Here is a 20298-nt window from a genome sequence, read left to right as displayed (position 1 = left end):
TCCTATATGTCGAACCAATGGCAAAGCCCATCAGCAACGTCAATTGCAACCGAGTGATAAATGAGCCGGACCTGCCCGGTTCAAACGCATGTGATCAGGAAAACCGATGCCAATCTTGAACCGCGCCGCAGAACTGGAAGCCGATGTCCGGCAATGGCGCCATCATCTGCACCAGAATCCGGAAATTCTGTATGACGTCCATGAGACGGCTGCCTTTGTCACAGAAAAACTGAAGGAATTCGGCGTCGACGAGGTGGTGACGGGATTAGGACGCACCGGCGTCGTTGGCCTGATCAAGGGACGCGGCGATGGTAGCCGGGTGATCGGCCTGCGCGCCGACATGGACGCGCTCCCCCTACAGGAAATCACCGGAAAACCATGGGCCTCGAAAACCGATGGCCGCATGCATGCCTGCGGCCATGACGGCCATACCGCCATGCTGCTGGGTGCTGCGAAATATCTGGCCGAGAACCGCAATTTCAACGGCTCTGTCGCCGTGATTTTCCAGCCCGCCGAAGAAGGCGGCGCAGGCGCGCTTGCCATGGTGGAGGACGGCCTGATGGAGCGCTTCGACATCGCCGAAGTCTATGGCATGCACAACATGCCCGGCATGCCGGTAGGCACCTTCGCGATCCGCAAGGGTGGAATCATGGCGGCTCCAGACAAATTCTTCATTACCATCAAGGGCCGTGGCGGCCACGCTGCCGAACCGCACCGCGCCATCGATCCGATTGCCATCGGCGCCCAGATCGTCACCAACCTGCAAATGATCGCGGCGCGCAGCGCCAATCCGGTGCGCTCGGTCGTCGTATCCGTCACCCGTTTTCAGGCGGGAACGACCCACAATATCATTCCCGAACAGGCCGAACTGACCGGTACCGTTCGCACCCATGACGACGAAACGCAGGACATGGCAGAGCGCCGGATCCGCGAAATCGTTGCTGGCATCGCCAGCGCCCATGGAGCAGACGCAGATGTGATCTATGAGCGCCCCTGCCCGGTCACGGCCAATCATCCTGAAGAAACCGACAATGCTGCCCGCGCCGCTATCGATATCGTCGGCGAAAGCAATGTTAACACCGACGTTGACCCCTCCATGGCAGGCGAAGACTTCGCCTTCATGTTGAAAGCCAGACCCGGCGCCTATATCATGATCGGCAATGGCAATACGGCGGGCCTTCACAATCCGGCCTATGATTTCAACGACGAGGCCATCGCCTACGGCATGTCCTACTGGGTCAGGCTTGCCGAACAACGGTTGGCGGATTGAACCGCTAGGAAAAGGCTTGGCTTCATCGACGGCTTTTTGTATGGAGATAAACAGTGGTTCCGTAGCTCAGCAGGATAGAGCATCAGATTCCTAATCTGAGGGTCACGCGTTCGAATCGCGTCGGAATCACCATTTTTAAGCCAAAAGCGAAATAAACGATATTTTGCAGTATGGCCGCCATATTTTCACAAGCTTTTTGGAATTAGGAACTACTATCGGTCGACCGGGCGCGGACCTGCGTCGGCTCATGCTGAAGTTATCATGCTTCAGAGGGGCTTTTGGACTTCGGAGTGTACAGGTGACCGTGAGAACTGCGAAAAACGATAGCGTCGTGACACCGCCCGCCGTTCCTGTACGTCGTGCTGCCGCAGAGCGCTATGCGCTGGTTGCCCCAACCTCGGCGGCGCGCTGGCTGTTGCTGGCCGTTTTGATGGCCAGCGCTTATTTTTTCTACGGTTTCATCGTGCCGTTGCTGGCCGCCATGGTGATCGGCTTTGCAAGCTGGCCGATCTATCGACGCATTCTGGGCCTCGCCGGTGGCAATAGGACCATTGGTGCGACGATTGCCATTATTCTTGTGGTCTCCTTCATTGTCGTTCCCATCTCGCTGGCGGGTATCTATGCCGTCGATGAGGTGAAAAGCTGGGGCGTCTGGGCCTTGAGGGCCAATGAAGTGGGCGCGCCGGTACCGCAATGGTTAATTCAGGTTCCCCTGGCCGGTTCCTGGCTTTCCGAGCATTGGGATCAATATGTCGGCCATCCCGGTGCGCTTGGCGAATTGGTGCAACTGATCAGCGGCGCCAATATCGGCACGATTTACCGTGGCCTGCTGGTGGTCGGCTCCTCGGCCTTCCACAGCTTTCTCACCTTGCTCTTCATGCTGATCGCCCTGTTTTTCGTCTATCGCGACGGGGAGCGTATTGTTGCGCAGGTGGATATTGTTGGCGAGCGGATCCTGCCCGGGCGCTGGGAACGGGTGTCGCGTCTGGTTCCGCTGACCATCAGTTCCACGGTGACCGGCATGACGATCATTGCGGTCGGTGAAGGCATCGTGCTTGGCCTCGCCTATTGGATCGCAGGCGTGCCTTCCCCTGTCACGCTGGGCATTATCACCGGCTTCATGGCGCTCATTCCCGGTGGCGCCCCCCTTTCCTTCACCCTGGTCTCGATCTATCTGGTTGCCAGTGGCTCGACCATTGCAGGGGTCGGATTGCTGGCCTGGGGAACCGTCGAGCTTTTCATTGTCGACAAGACATTACGGCCAAGACTGGTGGGCGGACCGATCAAACTCCCCTTCCTGCCAACATTTTTCGGCCTGATCGGCGGCGTCAAGACCATGGGCATGCTCGGCCTGTTCGTCGGCCCGGTGCTGATGGCGATCCTGGTGGCCATCTGGCGCGAATGGCTCCTGGAAGCCAAACAGCCCGAGTGATTGCGCTTCGGTAGCGCGTTTCGCGAAACCGTTCCGGAATTTCCGCCAGACAAAGAAGCCGATAGGGAAATCTATTTAGAAACTCAGTTGATATAGCCGAGCCTGATAGCCTTGGCGATTGCCTGGATACGGTTGACCGAATCAAGCTTGATCGTCGCCGAGCCCAGGTAAGCATTGACGGTATGGACCGAAAGTCCGAGATTTTCGGCAATTTCTTCGCTGATCCGCCCATCGCCCGCCAATTGCAAGCAGGCGATTTCCCGGTCGCTCAACGCCTCGGACGGCGCTACTTTTCGCTCGCTCAGGGATAGAATATCCATCATCAGCTTGCAGCTGCGATTATGCATGTCGATCATCACATCGCTGTCGAGATCCTCAGATCCGTTTAATGCGAAGATGACATAGCCATTGCCGACAGCGCCCAGCCGGACCGGAAAAGCAACACCCGAAAACGGCAGATTGCCAGCAGGCAGGCGCGATACGAAAGCGCCAAACTCACTGCTGATACAGAATGTGGCGTTGTCCTTGGCATTCCACATCAAAGGCAGCAGCAAATCATCGATATGGCTCAGCAGAAGTTCGCCGTAGCAGGACACAAATGCATCGCTATAGCTGCCAACCATGCCGTTTGCCGCCCAGCTCTCACATTCGCATTGCAACATGCGTTTGCGCGGCAAGCCTGAACCCGCCACCCGAAACACGGCAAAGCTGCGGGCGTTGATCGCCTTCTGCATCGCAATCAGCCGGGGGAAAATATCCCCCCGGTTCGCAGCCAGCCGGGCTTTCAGATCTGCCGCCGATCCTGTCCTGCCGCTCGACATGTCTGCATTGAATGCCATGGCTGCCTTTCATACCAACGCTTGAAGATGCCAACGCATCCCCGCCTTGAAGTGGTTTTGGATGTCTCAAGACATCAAAGACTTGAGATATCCTGAAATAGAATGCCAACCGTCACCTTGAAAGGCAGTCGGCGTTAGACCAGATTGTTGCGAACCGCGTAGGCAATCGCTTCAGAGCGAGTTTTCGTAGCAGTCTTGCGCATCACACTGGTGATGTAATTATTGATCGTATTGCGGGAAATACCAAGAATCGTGGCAATTTCATCGCTTGTCTTGCCTTCGGCAATCCAAAACAGGCATTCCAATTCGCGTTCCGTCAGCTCGAAGTCACGATCCGCTTTCTGCGACCGTCCCGTCGACAGGCTGACGCAATAGGCCGCCAACAAACCCACATCCCGCAACCGGTCCGGCGAAATTACGAATCCGTCCGGAAGAAGCATAACCAGGGCCAGCCGTGTACGACCGACATTAAACATCACTGAGCAATATTGACGGCTGGCCCCTAGGGGCAGTTCCAGGTCGTCAGGCAGGAGCACGAATTTTGCTTGCAGCAGGCCCAGGCATTTTTCAAGCTCGGTGGCCCGCGAACAGGCCGCCGACAATTCCGTGGCAACCCCACGCGCCAGATCGAACGGCCAGTCCGCCGTCACCACGAAATCCAGCCCATGTTCCTGAATAAGGTCGTAACGGGCCAGGAGATAGTGCGAAGCTCCGGCATAATCCGTCAGGATATGCATGGCGACCCGAAGCTTTCCTGCGGACGCAGCAGAGGAAAGCTGCCGGATCATCGCATCACGCAGTCTAGGGCCCTCAGGCCTGTTCGCCGTCTTCTGGCTACGGATCCCTTGATAGCCCCCAGGCTCAAGGAGTTCGACACTCATAAGGCTCCCCTTTCAAGGGACGAACGGCGACATCTCTATATGCTTTGCCACGGAAGCCGCCCATTCCGTGGTTAAGCGCGTCATTCGAAACATGCCGAATCACCATAATGTTATTGTATGTAAATAACTTCTAAACGCTACGGGGTTTAGCACAGAAGGTGTGGCTTATCCGCACCATACAAAAATGCTGCGCCGACTTTCGCTGGCGCAGCACTGTTATTGACCATGATTGAAGGATCAGGCTGCGTTTTCGACCGCCCATTTGCGTAGGATCTTGGCAGCGCGCTCTTCCGAGATTTCCACCATACGCGCCAGGCGCCGTTCCGGTCCTTCCTTGACGCGGCGGTTAAAGCCGCCATTCGGGTCATTGTCGAGGGCAAGGACATCATCGGCGCTATCGAAGCCGAAGTCAGAACCAAAGCCATCCATCAGCCCGCCGCCGGCACCAGCATCAAGACCGGGCGAGAAGTCGGGCAGTTCCAGTCCGGCAACAGCGTCGCTGCCACCCTCAAGCGCCGCAGACCCACCGCCGCCCATCGAGCGTACCATCGGCCGAATGCCCATCCAGACAACAAGGAAGGCAACGGCGAGGAAGGCAAGCGAGTTGATAATACCCGCCATGTTGCGGCTGAGGATTTCCATGACACCGGGTCCGGTTGGAGCCTCGCTCAGCAGCTGGTTCTCCAGGAAGTCCATCGCCGTCAGCGTCACCACGTCGCCGCGCTTGTCATCCAGCCCGGCAGCCGATTTGACGATTTTCTGCATTTCCGCCAGATAGGCATCGATCTTGGCCTGATCGACAGGCTCGCCGACCATGGTGGCGATACGCTGCTTGTTGACCACAACGGCCACGGACAGTTTGTCCAGCGTATAGCCGTTCTTGACGGTGGCAATCGTCTTGCTGTTGATTTCGTAGTTGGTCTGCTCTTCCTTCTTGTCCTGCTGGTCGGACGATTCAGGACCGGCACCCCCCGCTTGTGGCGCTGCCTGCGGAATATTCTGCTCCACGGTCGCTGCGGTATCGGATTGCCGCTGCTGCGACTTCTGTGCTTCCTTGGTGGTGCGGGTCGAGCGTTCGACCTTGGATTCGGGATCGTAAACCGTTTCCTGGATCTGCTGCTGGTCGGTATTCAACTGCGCCGTCACGCTGGAACGGAAATTGTCCATACCGAGAAAAGGTGCGAGAGCCTTGTCGATATTCGATTCGATTTCCTGCTGAACCGACTGGGCAACGCCGAGATTCCGGTTTGCAGTGCCGCCCGTCTCATCGCCCGATGCCAGCAACTGGCCGGTCGAATCCAGAATGGTGACATCATCGACTTCAAGACCTGGCACAGCCGAAGCCACCAGATGGCGGATCGAAGCCGCAGATTTGCGACCGGCATCGGAACCGGCTCTGATCATCACCGAGGCCGTTGGCTTTTGCGCGCCGCGCCGGAAATTCCCGACATCCGGCATGACGATATGCACGCGTGCTGCCGCAATACCGTTGATCTGCTGGATCGTCCTGGCAATCTCGCCCTCAAGGGCGCGCACCCGGGTCACTTCCTGCATGAAGGATGTCAGACCTAGGGAGCCGACATTATCGAACAGTTCGTAGCCAGCATTGGTGCTATTGGGCAGGCCGCGTTCGGCCAGCAGCAAACGGGCCTTGCCGGTCATACCGGCCTGGACCTGAATGCTCTTGCCATCGGCGCCAGTCTGGAAACCGACGCCCGCTTCAGCCAGGGCAATACTGATTTGATTGACGTCTGTCGCTTCGAGGCCGACGTAGAGGGTCTCAAAGGCAGGCTTATTGATAAAAAACGCCGCACCGATAACCAGCGCCACCGAAACGACGCCAACACCCGCAAGGGTCCATAGTTTTGTAGGTCCCAAGGACGAAAGGTTCTTGAAGACCTGGAGTAGTTGATTGAACAGATTCATTCTGTCTCGCACCGTCAAACATGAGGTTACGGCTTTTGGCCTAGCGTCACCCTAGGACGCGAAGCTTGTGCGAGCGTTTCCTGAAGCCTGCAAACCAAGCCCGATGTGCGGAAACGGATGTCCCAAAACGAAGATCGCCCCACAAAGGAGCGATCAGAACACTTTGCTATATGGATTTACGGAATTACAAAAAGTCTTTCTGTTTATTTTTACGCCTTTGCGGGCACAAACCGCCTCGCACTTTTGCTTGAAATGCTCTCTCCGGGCTGGCAGCGATCAGAAAAAATCGAAATCGCCCGCCGCTTTGCTGAGCGGCTGCGAATGACCATGACGCAGGCCATCGCCCAGTGCCTTCTGCATTTCGGCCAGCTTGACGAGGCTGAGCGCCGTCGTCATGTCCACTTTCCAGTCGTCGGACACATCCGCCGTAATGGTATCGATAAATTCAGCCAACCCGCGCGATTTCTGCACGGCAAGGTCGATACCTTGCAAGACCTTGAGCGTCTCAGCCGATTCCAACGCCTTTGATCCCCCCAGCTCCAGCAATTGCGGCTCGACTCGCTCGATCAGATAGGCAACGTCGTGAAGTTCCGTCACAACACGCATCAGAATTTCAGGTAGTGATTCTTGCACGCTCGTGGCCTCCAATACTGACTCAGGCTTCGCAGTTCTGTTCTCCCGGAACCCACCACAGACAAAATCCGCACGGCACGCTCCATTTATGCTTTTTATTCAGTCCCGCCCTGAGCTTGTATAAACGAGCGAGGGGTTGTCCGTTCCGCTCACCCGAAACCGCAGACAGGGTTCGGATGGTCATCCATTTCATACCAGCCTTGCTCGAATACATCGCGCCGCCAGCCGCATCACATACCTTAGATTGTCCTTAAAAATAGTTACGCAACCTTCATCAATATGGACTGCCCGAAAAAGAACGGAACCGTTAGAAAAACTCGATGGAGCTTTCCACCGGCTTTTGCACTTTGACCGGCCGCTGTTCCATGGCCACGGTCTTTTGCGTTTCCGCTCCTGTCAGAGGATACTGGCGGGCACGACCGCTGATCGGCCAGAATTCCAGCTTGCGGCCATGCTCGCCGCCCGTGGAAGAGCCAACCACCTTGATGCCTTCGTCTTTCAGAAACTGCGCAGCAAAGGCAGCATTCTGTTCGCCGACATTCGAGAACGTCGCAATCGTCTTGGCGCCTCCGAAAATCTTGGCTTCCAGACGATCGCGCCGCGCGCCCTTTTTCAAGAGGCCGTTGATCAGCAATTCCATCAGATGGACGCCATAGCGCGTGGCATCCCCGCCTCCCATGCCGGGATTGGCAGAGCCCGGCAGGAGGAAATGGTTCATACCGCCGACGCCGGCAATGGGATCACGTATGCATGCAGCCACGCAGGAACCCAGGATAGTTGAAAGCACCACATTCGGGTCGCTGACAACCTTGTATTCACCTTGAATAATATGGACCCTGCGAGCCGCAGCTTCGTCACTCATTTTAATGCTCCGAAAACAGCTTCAATGGCCGCCTTCATCTTTTCGATGGTAAACGGCTTGGCGAGGACGTTATTGGCACCCAATTGCGCCGCCTTCTGCACCAGCGCCCGATCCCCTTGCGCAGTGAGAATGATGAACGCTGCCTTCTTGGTGGCAGGATTGGCGCGAACAGCCTGGAGAAGACCGAGACCGTCCATCTTGGGCATGTTGAAATCAGAGATCACCAGATGATGAGGCTGTTGAGCCATGATCTTCATCCCCTGCTCACCGTCGCCGGCAGCCGTGATCTGCTTGAAACCAAGCTGAGTCAGCGCATCGCTTAAAAGCAAGCGGCTGGTCACCTGGTCGTCCACTATCAGGACCTTAATTTTTTCAGCTATTGACATTATTCATAACCTTCTTTCCGTGCGGCCGTGAGTTTGAGAATTTCTTCGCCGATTGAGCCAAGCGGCAATTGATGCTCGACGGCACCCAGTTCATGGGCAACGCGAGGCATACCATAGACCACACAGGTCTTTTCGTTCTGCCCAATGGTCCGTGCGCCTGCACTTCGCATTTTGAGCAATCCAGACGCTCCATCGCGCCCCATACCTGTCAGTATGACGCCAACGGCATTGCGTCCAGCCAATTCCGCCACCGAATCAAAGAGAACATCGACCGATGGCCGATGCCCGTTGACCGGGGGCGTGTCCAGCAAACGGCAACTGGGCGCGGATGCGTTCACCACTTGCAGATGCCGTTCTCCACCAGGGGCCAGATAGATCTTGCCAATCTGCAATCTGGCACCGTCAGTTGCTTCTTCTACCACCGGAGCGCAGAGCCGGTTCAGCCGCTCCGCAAAACTCTTGGTAAACGTCGGCGGCATATGTTGGGTAATCACCGTTGGCGGGCAATTAGGTGGAAACTTCTGCAACACGGCTATCAGCGCTTCAACACCCCCTGTCGAAGAACCGATCGCCACGATCTTGCGACCCACCCGAAAATCGGCCGCAGGCGTGGCAACCGGCGCCGCGTGCATGATCTGCCGACGCTGGGAGCGGGCCGCCGCCTTGACCTTCTCGGCAAGATCGCCGAACGGACGAGCCTCACCCGGCATCGGCTTGCCGACACAGTCGAATGCGCCAATTTCCAAGGCAGCCAGCGTCGCTTCAGCTCCGCGATGGGTCATGGTGGAGACCATGATGACAGGCATTGGCCGCAGCCGCATGATCTTTTCGAGAAATTCCAAACCATTCATGTTTGGCATTTCAATATCGAGCGTCACCACATCCGGGTTTAGCTGCTTGATGGCGGCGCGGGCCTCCATGGCATCCTTGGCCTGGCCAATGACGCTGACTTCCGGATCGGAATTGAGAACGGCGGTGATCAGTCCCCGCATGGTCGGGCTGTCATCGACGACGAGAACGCGAGCGGCAGCTATCATACTTTGCGCCCTCCGGTCTTGCCGGTATATTTGTAGGTGGTGATACCGATATTATCGAACAGGTTCTTCGGATCGCCCGACACCCGCTCGGAGTGGCCTATATAAAGATGGCCGCCCTCCGGCAGCAGCCCGGCAAACCGCGACCAGATCTTCACCTGGGTTGGCTCGTCGAAATAGATCACCACATTACGGCAGAAGATCACGTCGAACGGTCCTTTGATCGGCCATTGCGCCATCAAATTCAGCTCATTGAAGGTGATCAGCTTCTTGACCCGGTCATCGACCTGGAATTTCCGGCGCCCGCCGACATCGACATCGCGGAACCATTGCTTGCGCATGGCCGGGCTCACGGTTTCCAGCGCCGTTTCGTCATAGGCTCCGGCCCGGGCCAGCGCCAGTATCTTCGGATCGATATCCGTTGCCAATATCCTGAAATCGTAATCGGCGGCATTCGGCATCAAGGACAGGACCGTCAGGGCGATGGAATATGGCTCCTGCCCATCAGAACAGGCGGCAGACCAGATCCGCACGCGACCGCCGGCCTTGGCGCGATTGATCAAGCCCGGCAGAACCTCGGTGCGCAAATGATCGAAGTGATGGTTCTCGCGAAAGAACCGGGTGAAATTCGTTGTCAGATGCGACAACATTTCACGTCGCGCGCCGGCCCCTTCCTGGGAAGAGACAAGCGCACAATATTCACGAAATCCACGCAATCCAAGATTGCGAATATGCTTCGACAGTCTTGAATAGACAAGGGACGCCTTGGAATCGTTCAGCGCAATCCCGGCATCGGCATAGATCATCGCAGCAATTTCGTTGAGATCGCGGCGGGTCAACGGGTATTCACCACTGGCCATGATCTCGTCGTCCGATTGCCGGCTATGCGCAGAAAAGGTCGATGTCATGCCGCTTCGCTTTCAGTTTCAGAGAAAAGGCCCGCCAGCTCAATCAAACAGATCATCCGTTTGTCAATGGCGAGGATGCCTCTTGCATATTGACGCTCGAGATCAGACGAGACCTCAGGCGTCGGTTGGATCGTCTCATCTGTCACGCTCAGGACGTCGGACACGGCATCCACCAGCAGGCCGACGACCTTGGTCCTGATCTGGACCACGATAATCACATGCCGAACGGTCGGTTCTGTCCGCTTCAGCCCGAGCCGGATCGCCAGATCGACGATCGGCAGCACAGCACCACGCAGGTTGATCACGCCCATCACGTAATGAGGAGACTGTGGCAACGGCGTTGCGGGGGTCCATCCACGGATTTCCCGCACCTGCATGATGTTGACACAAAACTCCTGATTACCGACACGGAACGCGATCAACTCGCGATTTCCCTGAACCAGATTTTCGACCGCATTCGACATAGAACTATCCTGCGACGGCTAACGACATTTCCTGCTTGAGAGACTGACCGCGCGAGGCAGCGACGACAGCATCCACATCCAGGATCAGAGCCACGCGGCCATCGCCCAGAATGGTTGCCGCAGCGATGCCGGGCACATGCGTATAGTTAGCCTCGAGACTCTTGATGACCACCTGACGCTGACCCTGGATGGCATCGACCATCAAAGCGCGCTGACCGCCACCTTCCGATTCGACCAGCAGAGCAACGCCATCGATCGGGTTGGCCTGGACTGACCGGAAATTCAGGATCCGGCCGACATCCACCAACGGGCAGAAGCTGTTGCGGATCGAAATCAGCCGCTGGTTGGCGCCGAAGGAATGGATATTCTGGGCTTCCGGCTGCAAGGTTTCAACGATGGCCGTCAACGGAACGACAAGCGTCTGGCCAGCAACGGTAACGACCATGCCATCCAGAACCGCCAGTGTCAGGGGCAAGCTCATGGTGAAGGTCGAGCCCTGACCGGGCCGCGAGCTGATCGAAATGCGTCCGCCCAATGCCTGGATGGACCGCTTGACCACGTCCATGCCGACGCCACGGCCGGAAATGTCGGAAATCTTGTCCGCCGTGGAAAAGCCGGGCATGAAAATCAGATTGTCGATTTCCTCGTCCGACAAATTGGCATCGGCAGCGATAATATCGTTGTCGATTGCCTTCTGGCGGACCCGTTCGCGGTTGATACCGGCGCCATCGTCGACCAGTTCGATCACGATGCGGCCAGACCGATGCTTTGCCGTCAGCTTGACCGTGCCTTCCGGGTTCTTGCCGGCGGCAGTCCGCTTTTCGGGGGTTTCGATACCATGGTCAACGGCATTACGGATCATGTGGGTCAGCGGCTCGGCCAGCTTGTCGATGACCGTCTTGTCCACTTCGGTGTTTTCACCTTCGGTGACCAGACGGATCGATTTGCCAACCATATCAGCGACTTCTCGCACGATACGCGACATGCGCTGGAACACCGGCTTGACCGGCTGGGCGCGGATCGCCATGACCGAATCCTGGATCTCGCGGGTGAGCTGTTGCAGCTCTTCGAGACCCATATTGATCGACGACGTGCCGTTGGTGTCATTTTCGATGACGCTCTGCGACAGCATGGCCTGGTTGATGACAAGCTCGCCCACCAGGTTGATCAGGCGGTCGACGCGATCGAGATCGACGCGGATCGTTTGCCCGGCAGCCGAAGCAGCAGACTGGTTTTGCGCGGCGGCTGCGGCAGCGGCAGCAGCAGCGGCTGGAGATTCTCTCTTCTCCCTGACGGCACTGACCACTTTGGTTGCGGTATCGGCGGCTTCCACGGCCTCGGCGATCAAGTCGACGGCGCTATCGTCAACTTCTTCAGCGGCGCTATCGTCATCCAGCGCGGACAGATCGAACGGCACCGGTACCATCGGCAGCTCATCGCTCCCTTCAGCAACAGTCGCTTCCTGTTCCTTGATTTCCAGTTCGCAATCCCATTCGGCAAACTCGAAAACAGTCCGAACACCTTCTTCGCCTTTGTCGCTCTTCACCAGGATTTTCCAGGAGAAGTAGGCCTCCTCGGGATCCATGGATTCCAGCGTCGGAACGGCGCTTACATTGCAGTTCAGGCTGACTTCGCCGATGCGCGACAGATCACGCAGCAAAAGCGTGGCGTCATTGCCCTTGGCATAGAGATCCCGACGCGGCTTGAAGCTCACTTCAAGCGGAGGAGACACAATAGGAGGCTCTTCGTCGGCAAAATCGTCAAAGGAGAATGGCACGGGAGCAAAACCGCTGTCATCCGTCGCTGCTGGCGCAGGTGCAGGTGCAGGCTTGGCAACCGCCTTTGGCGCAGGTGCCGGTGCTGTGGCGGATGACGAAGGCATTTCACCCTTGGCAAGCGCTTCCAATTCCTTGACAAGGCCGCTTGAACGCGACGGATCGACGCTGCCGCCGTCACGAGAAGCATTGGTCAGGTCGGCGAGCACGTCGGCCGACTTGAGCATGACCTTCATCACTTCAATGCCCGGTTCCAGCTTATTGGATCGAACGCAATCAAGGGTGGTCTCAAAAACGTGAGCGAAGGCAACGAGATCGTCGAGACCGAACGCGCCTGCGCCTCCTTTGATGGAATGAACAGCTCGGAAAACAGCATTCACCGTCTCCGGGTCACGATCCCCATCGTTCATTTTCAGAAGACCGGATTCCAGTTCTGCGAGCTGTTCCTCGCATTCCTGGAAAAAGATCTCTTTGATTTCGTTCATATCCATCGAAGTCAGACCCCGTTAGGCGGTTACACGTTCAATCGCATCGATCAGTTTCGTCGGATCGAATGGCTTGACGATCCAGCCGGTAGCGCCAGCCTGGCGCGCACGGTTCTTCTTCTCAGCATCACTTTCGGTCGTCAGAACGAGGATCGGAACGGCGCGGTATTTTTCATTGCGGCGCACACCCTCGATAAAACCAAAACCGTCAAGACGCGGCATGTTGATATCGGTGACGATCACGTCGGGATTGCACTCTTCAAGCACTTCAAGACCTTCGACGCCGTCTTCGGCCTGGATGGTCTCAAAACCCGCATTGTTGAGGGTGACGAGAAGCATGTTGCGGATGGTTCTGGAATCATCCACGGTTAATACTTTTTTCTTCATTGCCGGATCTCCGCGATCAGTTGATCGTTGTTCAAGCCCAAGAGCTGTATGGTTTTGGTGAAAGCGTCTGACGCCTTCTTTATCGAGAAGGTTTTCTGGTCTTCTTCCCAGGTTTTCGCGCCCGAGACGAGCACCTGGGCGCAAAGCGCTCCCATCCGCTCGACACCGGATGCGTCGATTTCAATTGCTCCTCCCCGCATGGACAGAAGCTTGTCCTTGAGCTGAGACGCTTCATTCAAGTCGAGCACCGATGCCAGCTTAAGCTGCGCCGATGCGCCTTTCTTGCTCGCCATAGACTGTTTCCCTACCGTTTCTATCGACCGCCCCATAAGGGTACGAGAGTTCAAAACCTAAGCGCTTCTCCGGCACGAAAAGCTGTTTTCATCCCGAACCTTCCTCCGTTGTATAAGAGGTAGGTAAATAAACCGCTCACATCGAAAGGCCTCCTGCCCGAATCGGCACTAAAAAATCATGCCCCCCGAAGTCCTCGGGAAAAGCCGCCATCGGCAGCTCTGCCGCTTGCGCTGCTGGCACAGGGTAACCGTTCGATGGATTGGTCTGGCTGCCACGATAGTGCGTGCGCTCAATGGTGAATTGCCGCACGGTCTTGCCAAGCTCGACGATCACCGTATGCAGATCGGCACTGTCATCCGCAGCCTGGCGTGACAATTGCGCGCTTGCACGCGATGTTTCGCCCTGGGCTTCGAGCACGCACGCGACGCTATCCAGGGCTGCGGCCTGCTTGGCCGTTTCACCAGCCATCACCGAGACCGATCGATTGATATCGACAACCTGCGTCACGATGCTGGAAATCGCATCCTGGGTACGATTGACCATCTGCACCCCGGCTTCGACCTGATGCTTTGTGGCTGCAACCAGGGCCTTGATTTCCCGCGCACTGTCGGCGGAACGCTGCGCCAAAGCCCGCACTTCCTGGGCAACGACGGCAAAGCCCCGACCGGAATCACCGGCGCGGGCCGCCTCGATGCCGGCGTTCAAGGCCAGAAGGTTGGTCTGGAAGGCAATTTCATCGATGGAGCCGATAATATGGCCGATCTGCTCGGCGGAGGTTTCGATATCCGCCATGGCGGCGATGGCCTTACCGACCACCTCGCCGCTCGCCTCGACCGCCTTGACGGTCATCTCGACAGCCTGCTCGGTGAGTTTCGACTGCGCGGCGTTATGGCTGACTGTTTCGGTTACCTGCCGCAGGCTGGCACTTGCCGCATCAAGGCCCGCTGCGGCCTCATCGGCCCGCACCCCTAGCGCGGATCCTTGCTCACCAAGGGCAGCGCTGACGTCTTCCGCCGTACGGCGGCTGGCGTCCATCACGGAAACCGCAGCGCAAATGCTGTCCATCGCGCCATTGAAACTCGACACGAGATCCTGATATTCCTCCGGGACATCGGTGTTCAGCCGGCTGGACAGATCGCCCTGCGACAGCGCCATGAATGCGCCCTGGAACAAATCCGTGACGCTGGCGCGCTCCTTGCGGCGCAGATCAGCCATGTCGCGATGATGCTTGAGGCGCAATTCGTTGAAGCGCAGGGACACGGCAATCTCGACATCCACCATGACCAGGCGAATGAGCGCGCTGACCAGCGCCTGCAATTCGGCTGCCCGCTTGCGGGAGGACGGCATGAAGCCGCGATTGGCAAGATCGGCGAAGACGGAACTGACCAAGCCCTCCAGAACAACGGCATGGCCGGCAATCTGCCAACGGGGATCAAGCCCCATTCGGCTCTGGCTATCGGCCAGCACCTTGACGCGCTCGGCATAGAGAGCATCAAAACGCGCGTCGGTCATCACGTCCCAGTGGGAAACATAGAGATCATGGAGGCGGTCGATCTGCCTCTCTCCGGTAAACTGACGGGCCGCATCGGGTGCCGTCTGCAACTTGCGGAAAAACGCCCGCAGCCCCGTTTCCACCTCAGGCTCCAGCCCGACCCGATGGCGGCGCAAAAGATTGCAGGCATCCTGATCCAGTCCGGCAAAATTCAGCCGGTCCCGCAAGCTGCCCGCCTGCGATCCACCCGTCCGTTCTGCCTCACCGTGCTGAACCAATTGCCAATCCCCGCGGGGTCGGCCCTGTCGAACCAGGAACTGACCGCCATCACCTGTTAAATCGTCCGCATGGATGCGCTATACGCCGCATAACCTGGAGAACCGCTCTGTACTGGAGATACCGGATCGAAACCGGTACGGTGGGACTGGCATCATGCCGAGTGGGACGCGCAACGCGCCCATTCCTCCGTGTCCTACAATCTTTATGGTTAATTCGTTGATTGGAGGTTAATGTTTATTCGCTGCTCAACTTTACTGCCAAATTCTTAAAATTTGAATCGATTTGTGAAGGCGTAAACGTTAAATCAAGCTTGGAGCAAGGTTAAGTTGTGTTAATGTGGCACCAAGCGGCATGAAGGTCGAAAAGGTGGGCAATGATTGTTCTAGGAATAGGGGCTGCGCTGATTGCAGCAAGCACGATAGTGGTCGTATCGCTGAATGAGCGAAGCAAGTTGGCCGTCGCGACAAAGCCGACATTCTGACATATCGTGCGTTTAATCCACGCATGAAGAGCAGCTAACCTCGTAAAACTGCTGATTTTATCGTCTCCAATCGAAATATTGCCCAGATGTCTGGTCCATATCCTTGTAAAGATAGGTACGGACGGGATGTGCCATGGCAAACCGCCCGAAGTCTTCAAGGGGGCCTTTCACGGTCCACCAACGTATGCCATCGGCTTGAAGCTTGCCGCCCTGCCCATTCCCCTGTAGACGCATGGGGAACAGGTGCAATTGCCGGATATATCTATGAATACCGCCACGTCCCAGCCCCGCCGCCTCACCATTCTGGGGTCGACCGGCTCTATCGGAACCAACACGCTTGACGTGATCAGACAAATGGGCGGACGCGATCGCTTCGACATCATGGCTCTGACAGGACATGGAAATGTCGCTCTTCTGGCGGAGCAGGCACTGGTGACAGGCGCAAGGCTGGCAGTTACCTCCGATGAAAATCAATATATTGCCTTGAAAGACATGTTGTCGGGTAGCGACATTGATGTTGCAGCTGGCAGCAGCGGGTTGCATGAAGCGGCATCCCTTGAGGCCGACTGGGTGATGGCCGCCATTGTCGGCACCGCCGGTTTGCAGCCGACCTTGACCGCCGCCGCACGCGGCGCCGATATCGCGCTGGCCAATAAGGAATGCCTTGTTTCGGCAGGCGAATTGTTCATCGAGACGGTGCGCAAGGGCGGCGGCAAGATTATCCCCGTCGATAGTGAGCATTCGGCGATTTTCCAATGCCTGGATGAAAATCACCGTGACACGCTGGAGCGGATCGTGCTGACGGCCTCAGGCGGGCCGTTTCGTACCTTCACCCGCCAACAGATGGCCGATGTCAGTGTTCAAACCGCCCGCGCCCATCCGAATTGGTCCATGGGACTGAAGGTGTCGATTGGCAGCGCCTCTATGTTCAACAAGGCGCTGGAGATGATCGAAGCCAAGCACCTGTTCGATCTGACACCCGACCAGATCGAGGTTATCGTCCATCCCCAGTCGATCGTTCACTCCATGGTGGGTTATCGTGACGGCTCGGTACTGGCCCAGCTTGGCGTGCCGGATATGCGCACCGCCATTGGTTATGCGCTGAGCTATCCGAAACGCGCGGCGCTGGATGTGGACCGCTTGGATTTTACCAAGCTGGCGCGGCTGGATTTCGAAGCGCCGGACCTGGACCGCTTTCCGGCCATCCGTCTCGCCCGGACCGCCCTTGAGCGCGGCGGCTTGCAAGGCGCCGTGCTGAACGCCGCCGAAGAATGTGCCTTTGAGGCTTTTGTCGAGGAAAAGATCGGTTTTCTCGCCATGGCCGATGTGGTCGAGGATGTGATGGACCATCTATCGGGCTTGGCACCAGCGACCGTGATTGCCGATGTCTTTGCCGCCGATGCGCAAGCACGCCGCCGCGCCCAGGAGGTCATCCTGAACCAAGGCTGCACGGGTTAATCCAGAATGCTGCAACTCTTCAAATCTGCTGGATAATCTTTCTTGAGCCGATTCCGGCTTCAGGAATTAAGCAGCCACGCATACCGCAGCACGCAAGCGCTCGACATACGCGCCATCACAGCCTTCCAATGCCGTATTGCTCAGGCTGACCACGGTCAAACCGGCTTCGGGAACGATGAACCAGGTATTGCCATAGACACCTCCCCATTGCACAGCACCTGGTGGCAGGGCCGTTGCCGCTGCTGCGGAATCGGTGATGACAGCGCCGAGAAAGCTGAAACGCTTGCCAGGAAGCCCCATGGGGAGATCACCGATCTGGTTGGAGAGACACATCTGCGCAAGCTCGGGTGACATCAGTCCACCGCCACCGGTACGAATGGTTTCGAGCAGCGTCAGAACATCCAGCGCCGTACCGGCCATTCCACCACCACCGGACTGGAAAGCACGGGGATTGAAAATCCGCGAGGGGGAAAAAGCCGGACCTTCGCCGCCCGATGGAGCGGTCGCCTGCCATCGCTCCTCCATTCGCTCAGCCCGCTGTTCGCCGTCCCGGTACGGAACTGCCAACCGCGCCATATCCGTAACATGGAACCGGGCATCCTTCAGCCGCATGGGTTCACAAACATGCTCGACCACCGCCGTCTCCAGCAGGTTTCTGCCTTCGATAGAACCGAAATACTGGGCGAATGGCGTCCTGCTTGTTGTGCCTTGAACAGGAGCGACAGCCCCGCTGTCCTCGTCCTGCTTCCCTGCACAGTTCTCACCATGCACTTTGGCCACCACGGCACCGAGCAAATCGGTGCTAATCGAATAGCCCCAACGCTCGCCAGGCGCAAAAGCCAGCGGAATGGCATTATGGCGGCTGAAATTTTCCTCAACCGTCAGATCCGTATCGAGAAGACCAAGATTGATGGCCCGCTCACGCGGCAGCCTTTGCAGCGCCGGATCATAAGTCAGACCCGATGTGTGGGTGAGCAGATGACGCACCGTGATGGCGGCAAACGTGCCGGCTGGCGTCTTGGGCCGGAACCAGGGAAGATGATCGGCCACCAGATCATCAAGACCCAGCAATCCCTTGTCGATCAGAGTGAGCGCCGTGACCGCGACAAATGGTTTTGTGACGGATGCGAAACGAAAAATCCTATCGAACTGCATTGGAATACGCGCTTCCCGATCCGCATAGCCAATCGCCCGTCGCAGCAGGGGCTGTCCGTGCCTGAACACGATGACCACCGCCCCGACCAGAGCCTCGCTTGACACAGCCTCTTCCAACACACGGTTGACGCGCTCGATGATCGACATCCCATCCCTCCCCTAAAACAAAATGCGGGCCATGTGACCATGACCCGCACAACCTGCGCAAGAGTGAAATGGAAAAATCAGGCGACAGCCCGCGCCAGCGCGCAACGCGACCAGAGTTGATGCAGGGCGCCGACCAGATGATCGACATCGGCATCGCTATGCAACGGCGTCGGGGTGATGCGCAGGCGCTCGGTTTTCTTCGGCACCGTCGGATAATTGATCGGCTGCACATAGATATTGAAATTGTCGAGCAGAATATCGGAGATCCATTTGCATTTGGCGGCGTCGCCAACCAGGACCGGCACGATATGGCTGGGATTGGGCATATGAGGAATGCCGCGCGCATCCAGAAGCGACCGCAACCGGCGTACCCGTTCCTGATGGGCGAAACGCTCGATCTGGCTGGACTTCAAATGCCGGATAGAAGCAACTGCACCGGCAGCCAGCGACGGTGGCAAAGCTGTCGTGAAGATAAAACCTGACGCAAAGGAACGGACGAAATCACACAAGGCGGTCGAAGCGGTGATATAGCCACCCATCACCCCGAACGCCTTGCCCAGCGTGCCTTCAATGATCGTCAGACGGTCCATGATGCCTTCACGCTCGGCAACGCCGCCGCCGCGCGGCCCATACATGCCGACCGCATGCACTTCGTCCAGATAGGTCATGGCGCCGTAGCGATCGGCCAGATCGCAAATTTCCCTGATCGGCGCGATATCGCCATCCATCGAATAGACGCTCTCAAAGGCGATCAGCTTCGGCGCCTTAGGATCGGCGGCCTTCAGCTTGGCTTCCAGATCCTTGACATCGTTATGCTTCCAGATCACCCGTTCGCATTTCGCATAGCGGATGCCCTCGATCATCGAGGCATGGTTCAGGGCATCGGAAAAAATGATCAGGCCGGGGATTTTCTGCCCGAGCGTACCGAGCGTCGCCCAGTTGGAAATATAGCCGGACGTGAAGATCAGCGCCTGCTCCTTGCCATGCAAGTCGGCCAGTTCCTGCTCCAGCAGAACATGATAGTGATTGGTACCGGAAATATTGCGGGTGCCTCCAGCACCCGCGCCACAGTGATCGATGGCGTTTTTCATCGCCTCGACGACCTGTTCGTTCTGGCCCATGCCCAGGTAGTCGTTCGAACACCAGACGGTCACGTCGTGCTGACCGTTTTCCGTGTAGCGGGTGGCACGTGGAAAATTGCCGCGCTGGCGCTCAAGATCGGCAAAAACCCGGTAACGGCCTTCATCGTGCAGGCCATCCAGTTCGCTCTTGAAAAACGCTTCAAAATCCATTGCGCCTGCTCCAATCTTCCTGGATCTCTTTTGAGATCGTTCGGGGCAGCGGTCAACCCCTTAAAGTGATTCTAAACTGCGACAAAAGGCACCGGCACTAATGTGCGGTCCGATAACCATTGCCACCATCGCCGCCCGACGATCGATCTCTCCAATCGATACGAGCCGCATGGTCATTCAGTAGCCGACACAGATCCAAACAGACTTGATCTGTGTCAAGCTTGACGGCGCGCACAGCAAAAGTGATCCTGAACACATCAGACATTTATTATAGAATAAACTAAAACAAAATAACTTTAATAGGGGTTACCAACCATCCTCCTCGTCACTGCGTCAAATTGCAATTTAGCGGCATTCACAACCGGAATAGGAGCGGCTTTCTTCATTGATCATTGTTGTAAATCGCCTACCCTGAAAA

At 57.1% G+C, this 20298-nt stretch carries 18 protein-coding genes and 1 tRNA gene; 4 read left to right on the top strand and 15 right to left on the bottom strand.

Annotated elements, in window-relative coordinates; all coding sequences use genetic code 11:
• Positions 1–106: 106 nt before the first annotated feature.
• From ASB66_RS19020 to ASB66_RS19010, 3 genes are all read left to right on the top strand, one after another.
• Entirely contained in the window at positions 107–1270 is a 1164-nt protein-coding gene (locus ASB66_RS19020) for a M20 aminoacylase family protein (RefSeq protein WP_060718640.1), read from the top strand.
• Between the two features lie 55 nt (positions 1271–1325).
• Positions 1326–1402: transfer RNA gene (locus tag ASB66_RS19015), tRNA-Arg, on the top strand.
• 166 nt (positions 1403–1568) lie between these two features.
• Positions 1569–2702: an AI-2E family transporter gene (locus tag ASB66_RS19010; protein ID WP_411910080.1), complete on the top strand. Its 1134-nt coding sequence runs from the start codon at positions 1569–1571 to the stop codon at positions 2700–2702.
• Between the two features lie 83 nt (positions 2703–2785).
• Here ASB66_RS19010 and visR read toward each other — a convergent pair whose 3' ends face one another.
• From visR to ASB66_RS18945, 13 genes are all read right to left on the bottom strand, one after another.
• On the bottom strand, positions 2786–3541 hold the full coding sequence (gene visR, locus ASB66_RS19005) for a transcriptional regulator VisR (protein WP_060718641.1): 756 nt from the start codon (positions 3539–3541) through the stop codon (positions 2786–2788).
• Positions 3542–3675: 134 nt separating this feature from the next.
• The gene (gene visN / locus ASB66_RS19000; protein ID WP_060718642.1) at positions 3676–4422 is read right to left on the bottom strand and encodes a transcriptional regulator VisN; all 747 of its coding nucleotides are present in this window, start codon (positions 4420–4422) and stop codon (positions 3676–3678) included.
• A gap of 237 nt (positions 4423–4659) precedes the next feature.
• Entirely contained in the window at positions 4660–6348 is a 1689-nt protein-coding gene (gene fliF / locus ASB66_RS18995; protein ID WP_060718643.1) for a flagellar basal-body MS-ring/collar protein FliF, read from the bottom strand.
• A gap of 276 nt (positions 6349–6624) precedes the next feature.
• Complete coding sequence (gene cheT, locus ASB66_RS18990; protein ID WP_413463581.1) at positions 6625–6996, bottom strand: chemotaxis protein CheT; 372 nt, start codon at positions 6994–6996, stop codon at positions 6625–6627.
• 292 nt (positions 6997–7288) lie between these two features.
• Positions 7289–7843, bottom strand: coding sequence for a chemoreceptor glutamine deamidase CheD (gene cheD, locus ASB66_RS18985; RefSeq protein WP_015917355.1), 555 nt, complete (start codon positions 7841–7843; stop codon positions 7289–7291).
• The gene (locus ASB66_RS18980) at positions 7840–8229 is read right to left on the bottom strand and encodes a response regulator (protein ID WP_015917356.1); all 390 of its coding nucleotides are present in this window, start codon (positions 8227–8229) and stop codon (positions 7840–7842) included. The genes cheD and ASB66_RS18980 overlap by 4 nt, the downstream gene beginning before the upstream one ends.
• Positions 8229–9266, bottom strand: coding sequence for a protein-glutamate O-methylesterase CheB (cheB, locus tag ASB66_RS18975; protein ID WP_060718644.1), 1038 nt, complete (start codon positions 9264–9266; stop codon positions 8229–8231). The genes ASB66_RS18980 and cheB overlap by 1 nt, the downstream gene beginning before the upstream one ends.
• The gene (gene cheR, locus ASB66_RS18970; protein WP_060718645.1) at positions 9263–10171 is read right to left on the bottom strand and encodes a protein-glutamate O-methyltransferase CheR; all 909 of its coding nucleotides are present in this window, start codon (positions 10169–10171) and stop codon (positions 9263–9265) included. Before cheR ends, cheB begins: the two co-directional genes overlap by 4 nt.
• Complete coding sequence (locus ASB66_RS18965; RefSeq protein ID WP_060718646.1) at positions 10168–10635, bottom strand: chemotaxis protein CheW; 468 nt, start codon at positions 10633–10635, stop codon at positions 10168–10170. The genes cheR and ASB66_RS18965 overlap by 4 nt, the downstream gene beginning before the upstream one ends.
• 4 nt (positions 10636–10639) lie before the next feature.
• Positions 10640–12901, bottom strand: a complete 2262-nt coding sequence (locus ASB66_RS18960) for a chemotaxis protein CheA (RefSeq protein WP_060718647.1) — start codon at positions 12899–12901, stop codon at positions 10640–10642.
• Positions 12902–12916: 15 nt separating this feature from the next.
• The gene (gene cheY1 / locus ASB66_RS18955; RefSeq protein ID WP_006726298.1) at positions 12917–13282 is read right to left on the bottom strand and encodes a chemotaxis response regulator CheY1; all 366 of its coding nucleotides are present in this window, start codon (positions 13280–13282) and stop codon (positions 12917–12919) included.
• Positions 13279–13575, bottom strand: a complete 297-nt coding sequence (locus tag ASB66_RS18950) for an STAS domain-containing protein (protein ID WP_041698243.1) — start codon at positions 13573–13575, stop codon at positions 13279–13281. Before ASB66_RS18950 ends, cheY1 begins: the two co-directional genes overlap by 4 nt.
• A gap of 136 nt (positions 13576–13711) precedes the next feature.
• Positions 13712–15346, bottom strand: coding sequence for a globin-coupled sensor protein (locus tag ASB66_RS18945; RefSeq protein ID WP_234613150.1), 1635 nt, complete (start codon positions 15344–15346; stop codon positions 13712–13714).
• Between the two features lie 746 nt (positions 15347–16092).
• Here ASB66_RS18945 and dxr point away from each other — a divergent pair.
• Positions 16093–17286, top strand: a complete 1194-nt coding sequence (gene dxr, locus ASB66_RS18940; RefSeq protein WP_060718649.1) for a 1-deoxy-D-xylulose-5-phosphate reductoisomerase — start codon at positions 16093–16095, stop codon at positions 17284–17286.
• Between the two features lie 66 nt (positions 17287–17352).
• Here the strand turns inward: dxr and ASB66_RS18935 are convergent, their stop codons facing one another.
• Together ASB66_RS18935 and hemA are read right to left on the bottom strand one after the other, a co-directional pair.
• Positions 17353–18588, bottom strand: coding sequence for a serine hydrolase domain-containing protein (locus ASB66_RS18935; RefSeq protein WP_060718650.1), 1236 nt, complete (start codon positions 18586–18588; stop codon positions 17353–17355).
• A 77-nt stretch (positions 18589–18665) separates the two neighbouring features.
• Positions 18666–19880: a 5-aminolevulinate synthase gene (gene hemA / locus ASB66_RS18930; protein WP_060718651.1), complete on the bottom strand. Its 1215-nt coding sequence runs from the start codon at positions 19878–19880 to the stop codon at positions 18666–18668.
• Positions 19881–20298 lie beyond the last annotated feature (418 nt).

It is taken from the genome of Gillisella vitis, assembly GCF_001541345.2.
GTDB classification, from domain to species: Bacteria; Pseudomonadota; Alphaproteobacteria; order Rhizobiales; family Rhizobiaceae; genus Allorhizobium; species Allorhizobium vitis.
The sequence above is the reverse complement of the archived record's forward strand: the minus strand, read 5'-3'. Positions and strand labels throughout refer to the sequence as shown.

Coding starts and splice junctions, on each gene's coding strand:
- ASB66_RS19020 (WP_060718640.1), top strand. CDS start 107: ATGCCAATCTTGAACCGCGCCGCAGAACTGGAAGCCGATGTCCGGCAA.
- visR (WP_060718641.1), bottom strand. CDS start 3,541: ATGGCATTCAATGCAGACATGTCGAGCGGCAGGACAGGATCGGCGGCA.
- visN (WP_060718642.1), bottom strand. CDS start 4,422: ATGAGTGTCGAACTCCTTGAGCCTGGGGGCTATCAAGGGATCCGTAGC.
- fliF (WP_060718643.1), bottom strand. CDS start 6,348: ATGAATCTGTTCAATCAACTACTCCAGGTCTTCAAGAACCTTTCGTCC.
- cheD (WP_015917355.1), bottom strand. CDS start 7,843: ATGAGTGACGAAGCTGCGGCTCGCAGGGTCCATATTATTCAAGGTGAA.
- ASB66_RS18980 (WP_015917356.1), bottom strand. CDS start 8,229: ATGTCAATAGCTGAAAAAATTAAGGTCCTGATAGTGGACGACCAGGTG.
- cheB (WP_060718644.1), bottom strand. CDS start 9,266: ATGATAGCTGCCGCTCGCGTTCTCGTCGTCGATGACAGCCCGACCATG.
- cheR (WP_060718645.1), bottom strand. CDS start 10,171: ATGACATCGACCTTTTCTGCGCATAGCCGGCAATCGGACGACGAGATC.
- ASB66_RS18965 (WP_060718646.1), bottom strand. CDS start 10,635: ATGTCGAATGCGGTCGAAAATCTGGTTCAGGGAAATCGCGAGTTGATC.
- ASB66_RS18960 (WP_060718647.1), bottom strand. CDS start 12,901: ATGGATATGAACGAAATCAAAGAGATCTTTTTCCAGGAATGCGAGGAA.
- cheY1 (WP_006726298.1), bottom strand. CDS start 13,282: ATGAAGAAAAAAGTATTAACCGTGGATGATTCCAGAACCATCCGCAAC.
- ASB66_RS18950 (WP_041698243.1), bottom strand. CDS start 13,575: ATGGCGAGCAAGAAAGGCGCATCGGCGCAGCTTAAGCTGGCATCGGTG.
- dxr (WP_060718649.1), top strand. CDS start 16,093: ATGAATACCGCCACGTCCCAGCCCCGCCGCCTCACCATTCTGGGGTCG.
- ASB66_RS18935 (WP_060718650.1), bottom strand. CDS start 18,588: ATGTCGATCATCGAGCGCGTCAACCGTGTGTTGGAAGAGGCTGTGTCA.
- hemA (WP_060718651.1), bottom strand. CDS start 19,880: ATGGATTTTGAAGCGTTTTTCAAGAGCGAACTGGATGGCCTGCACGAT.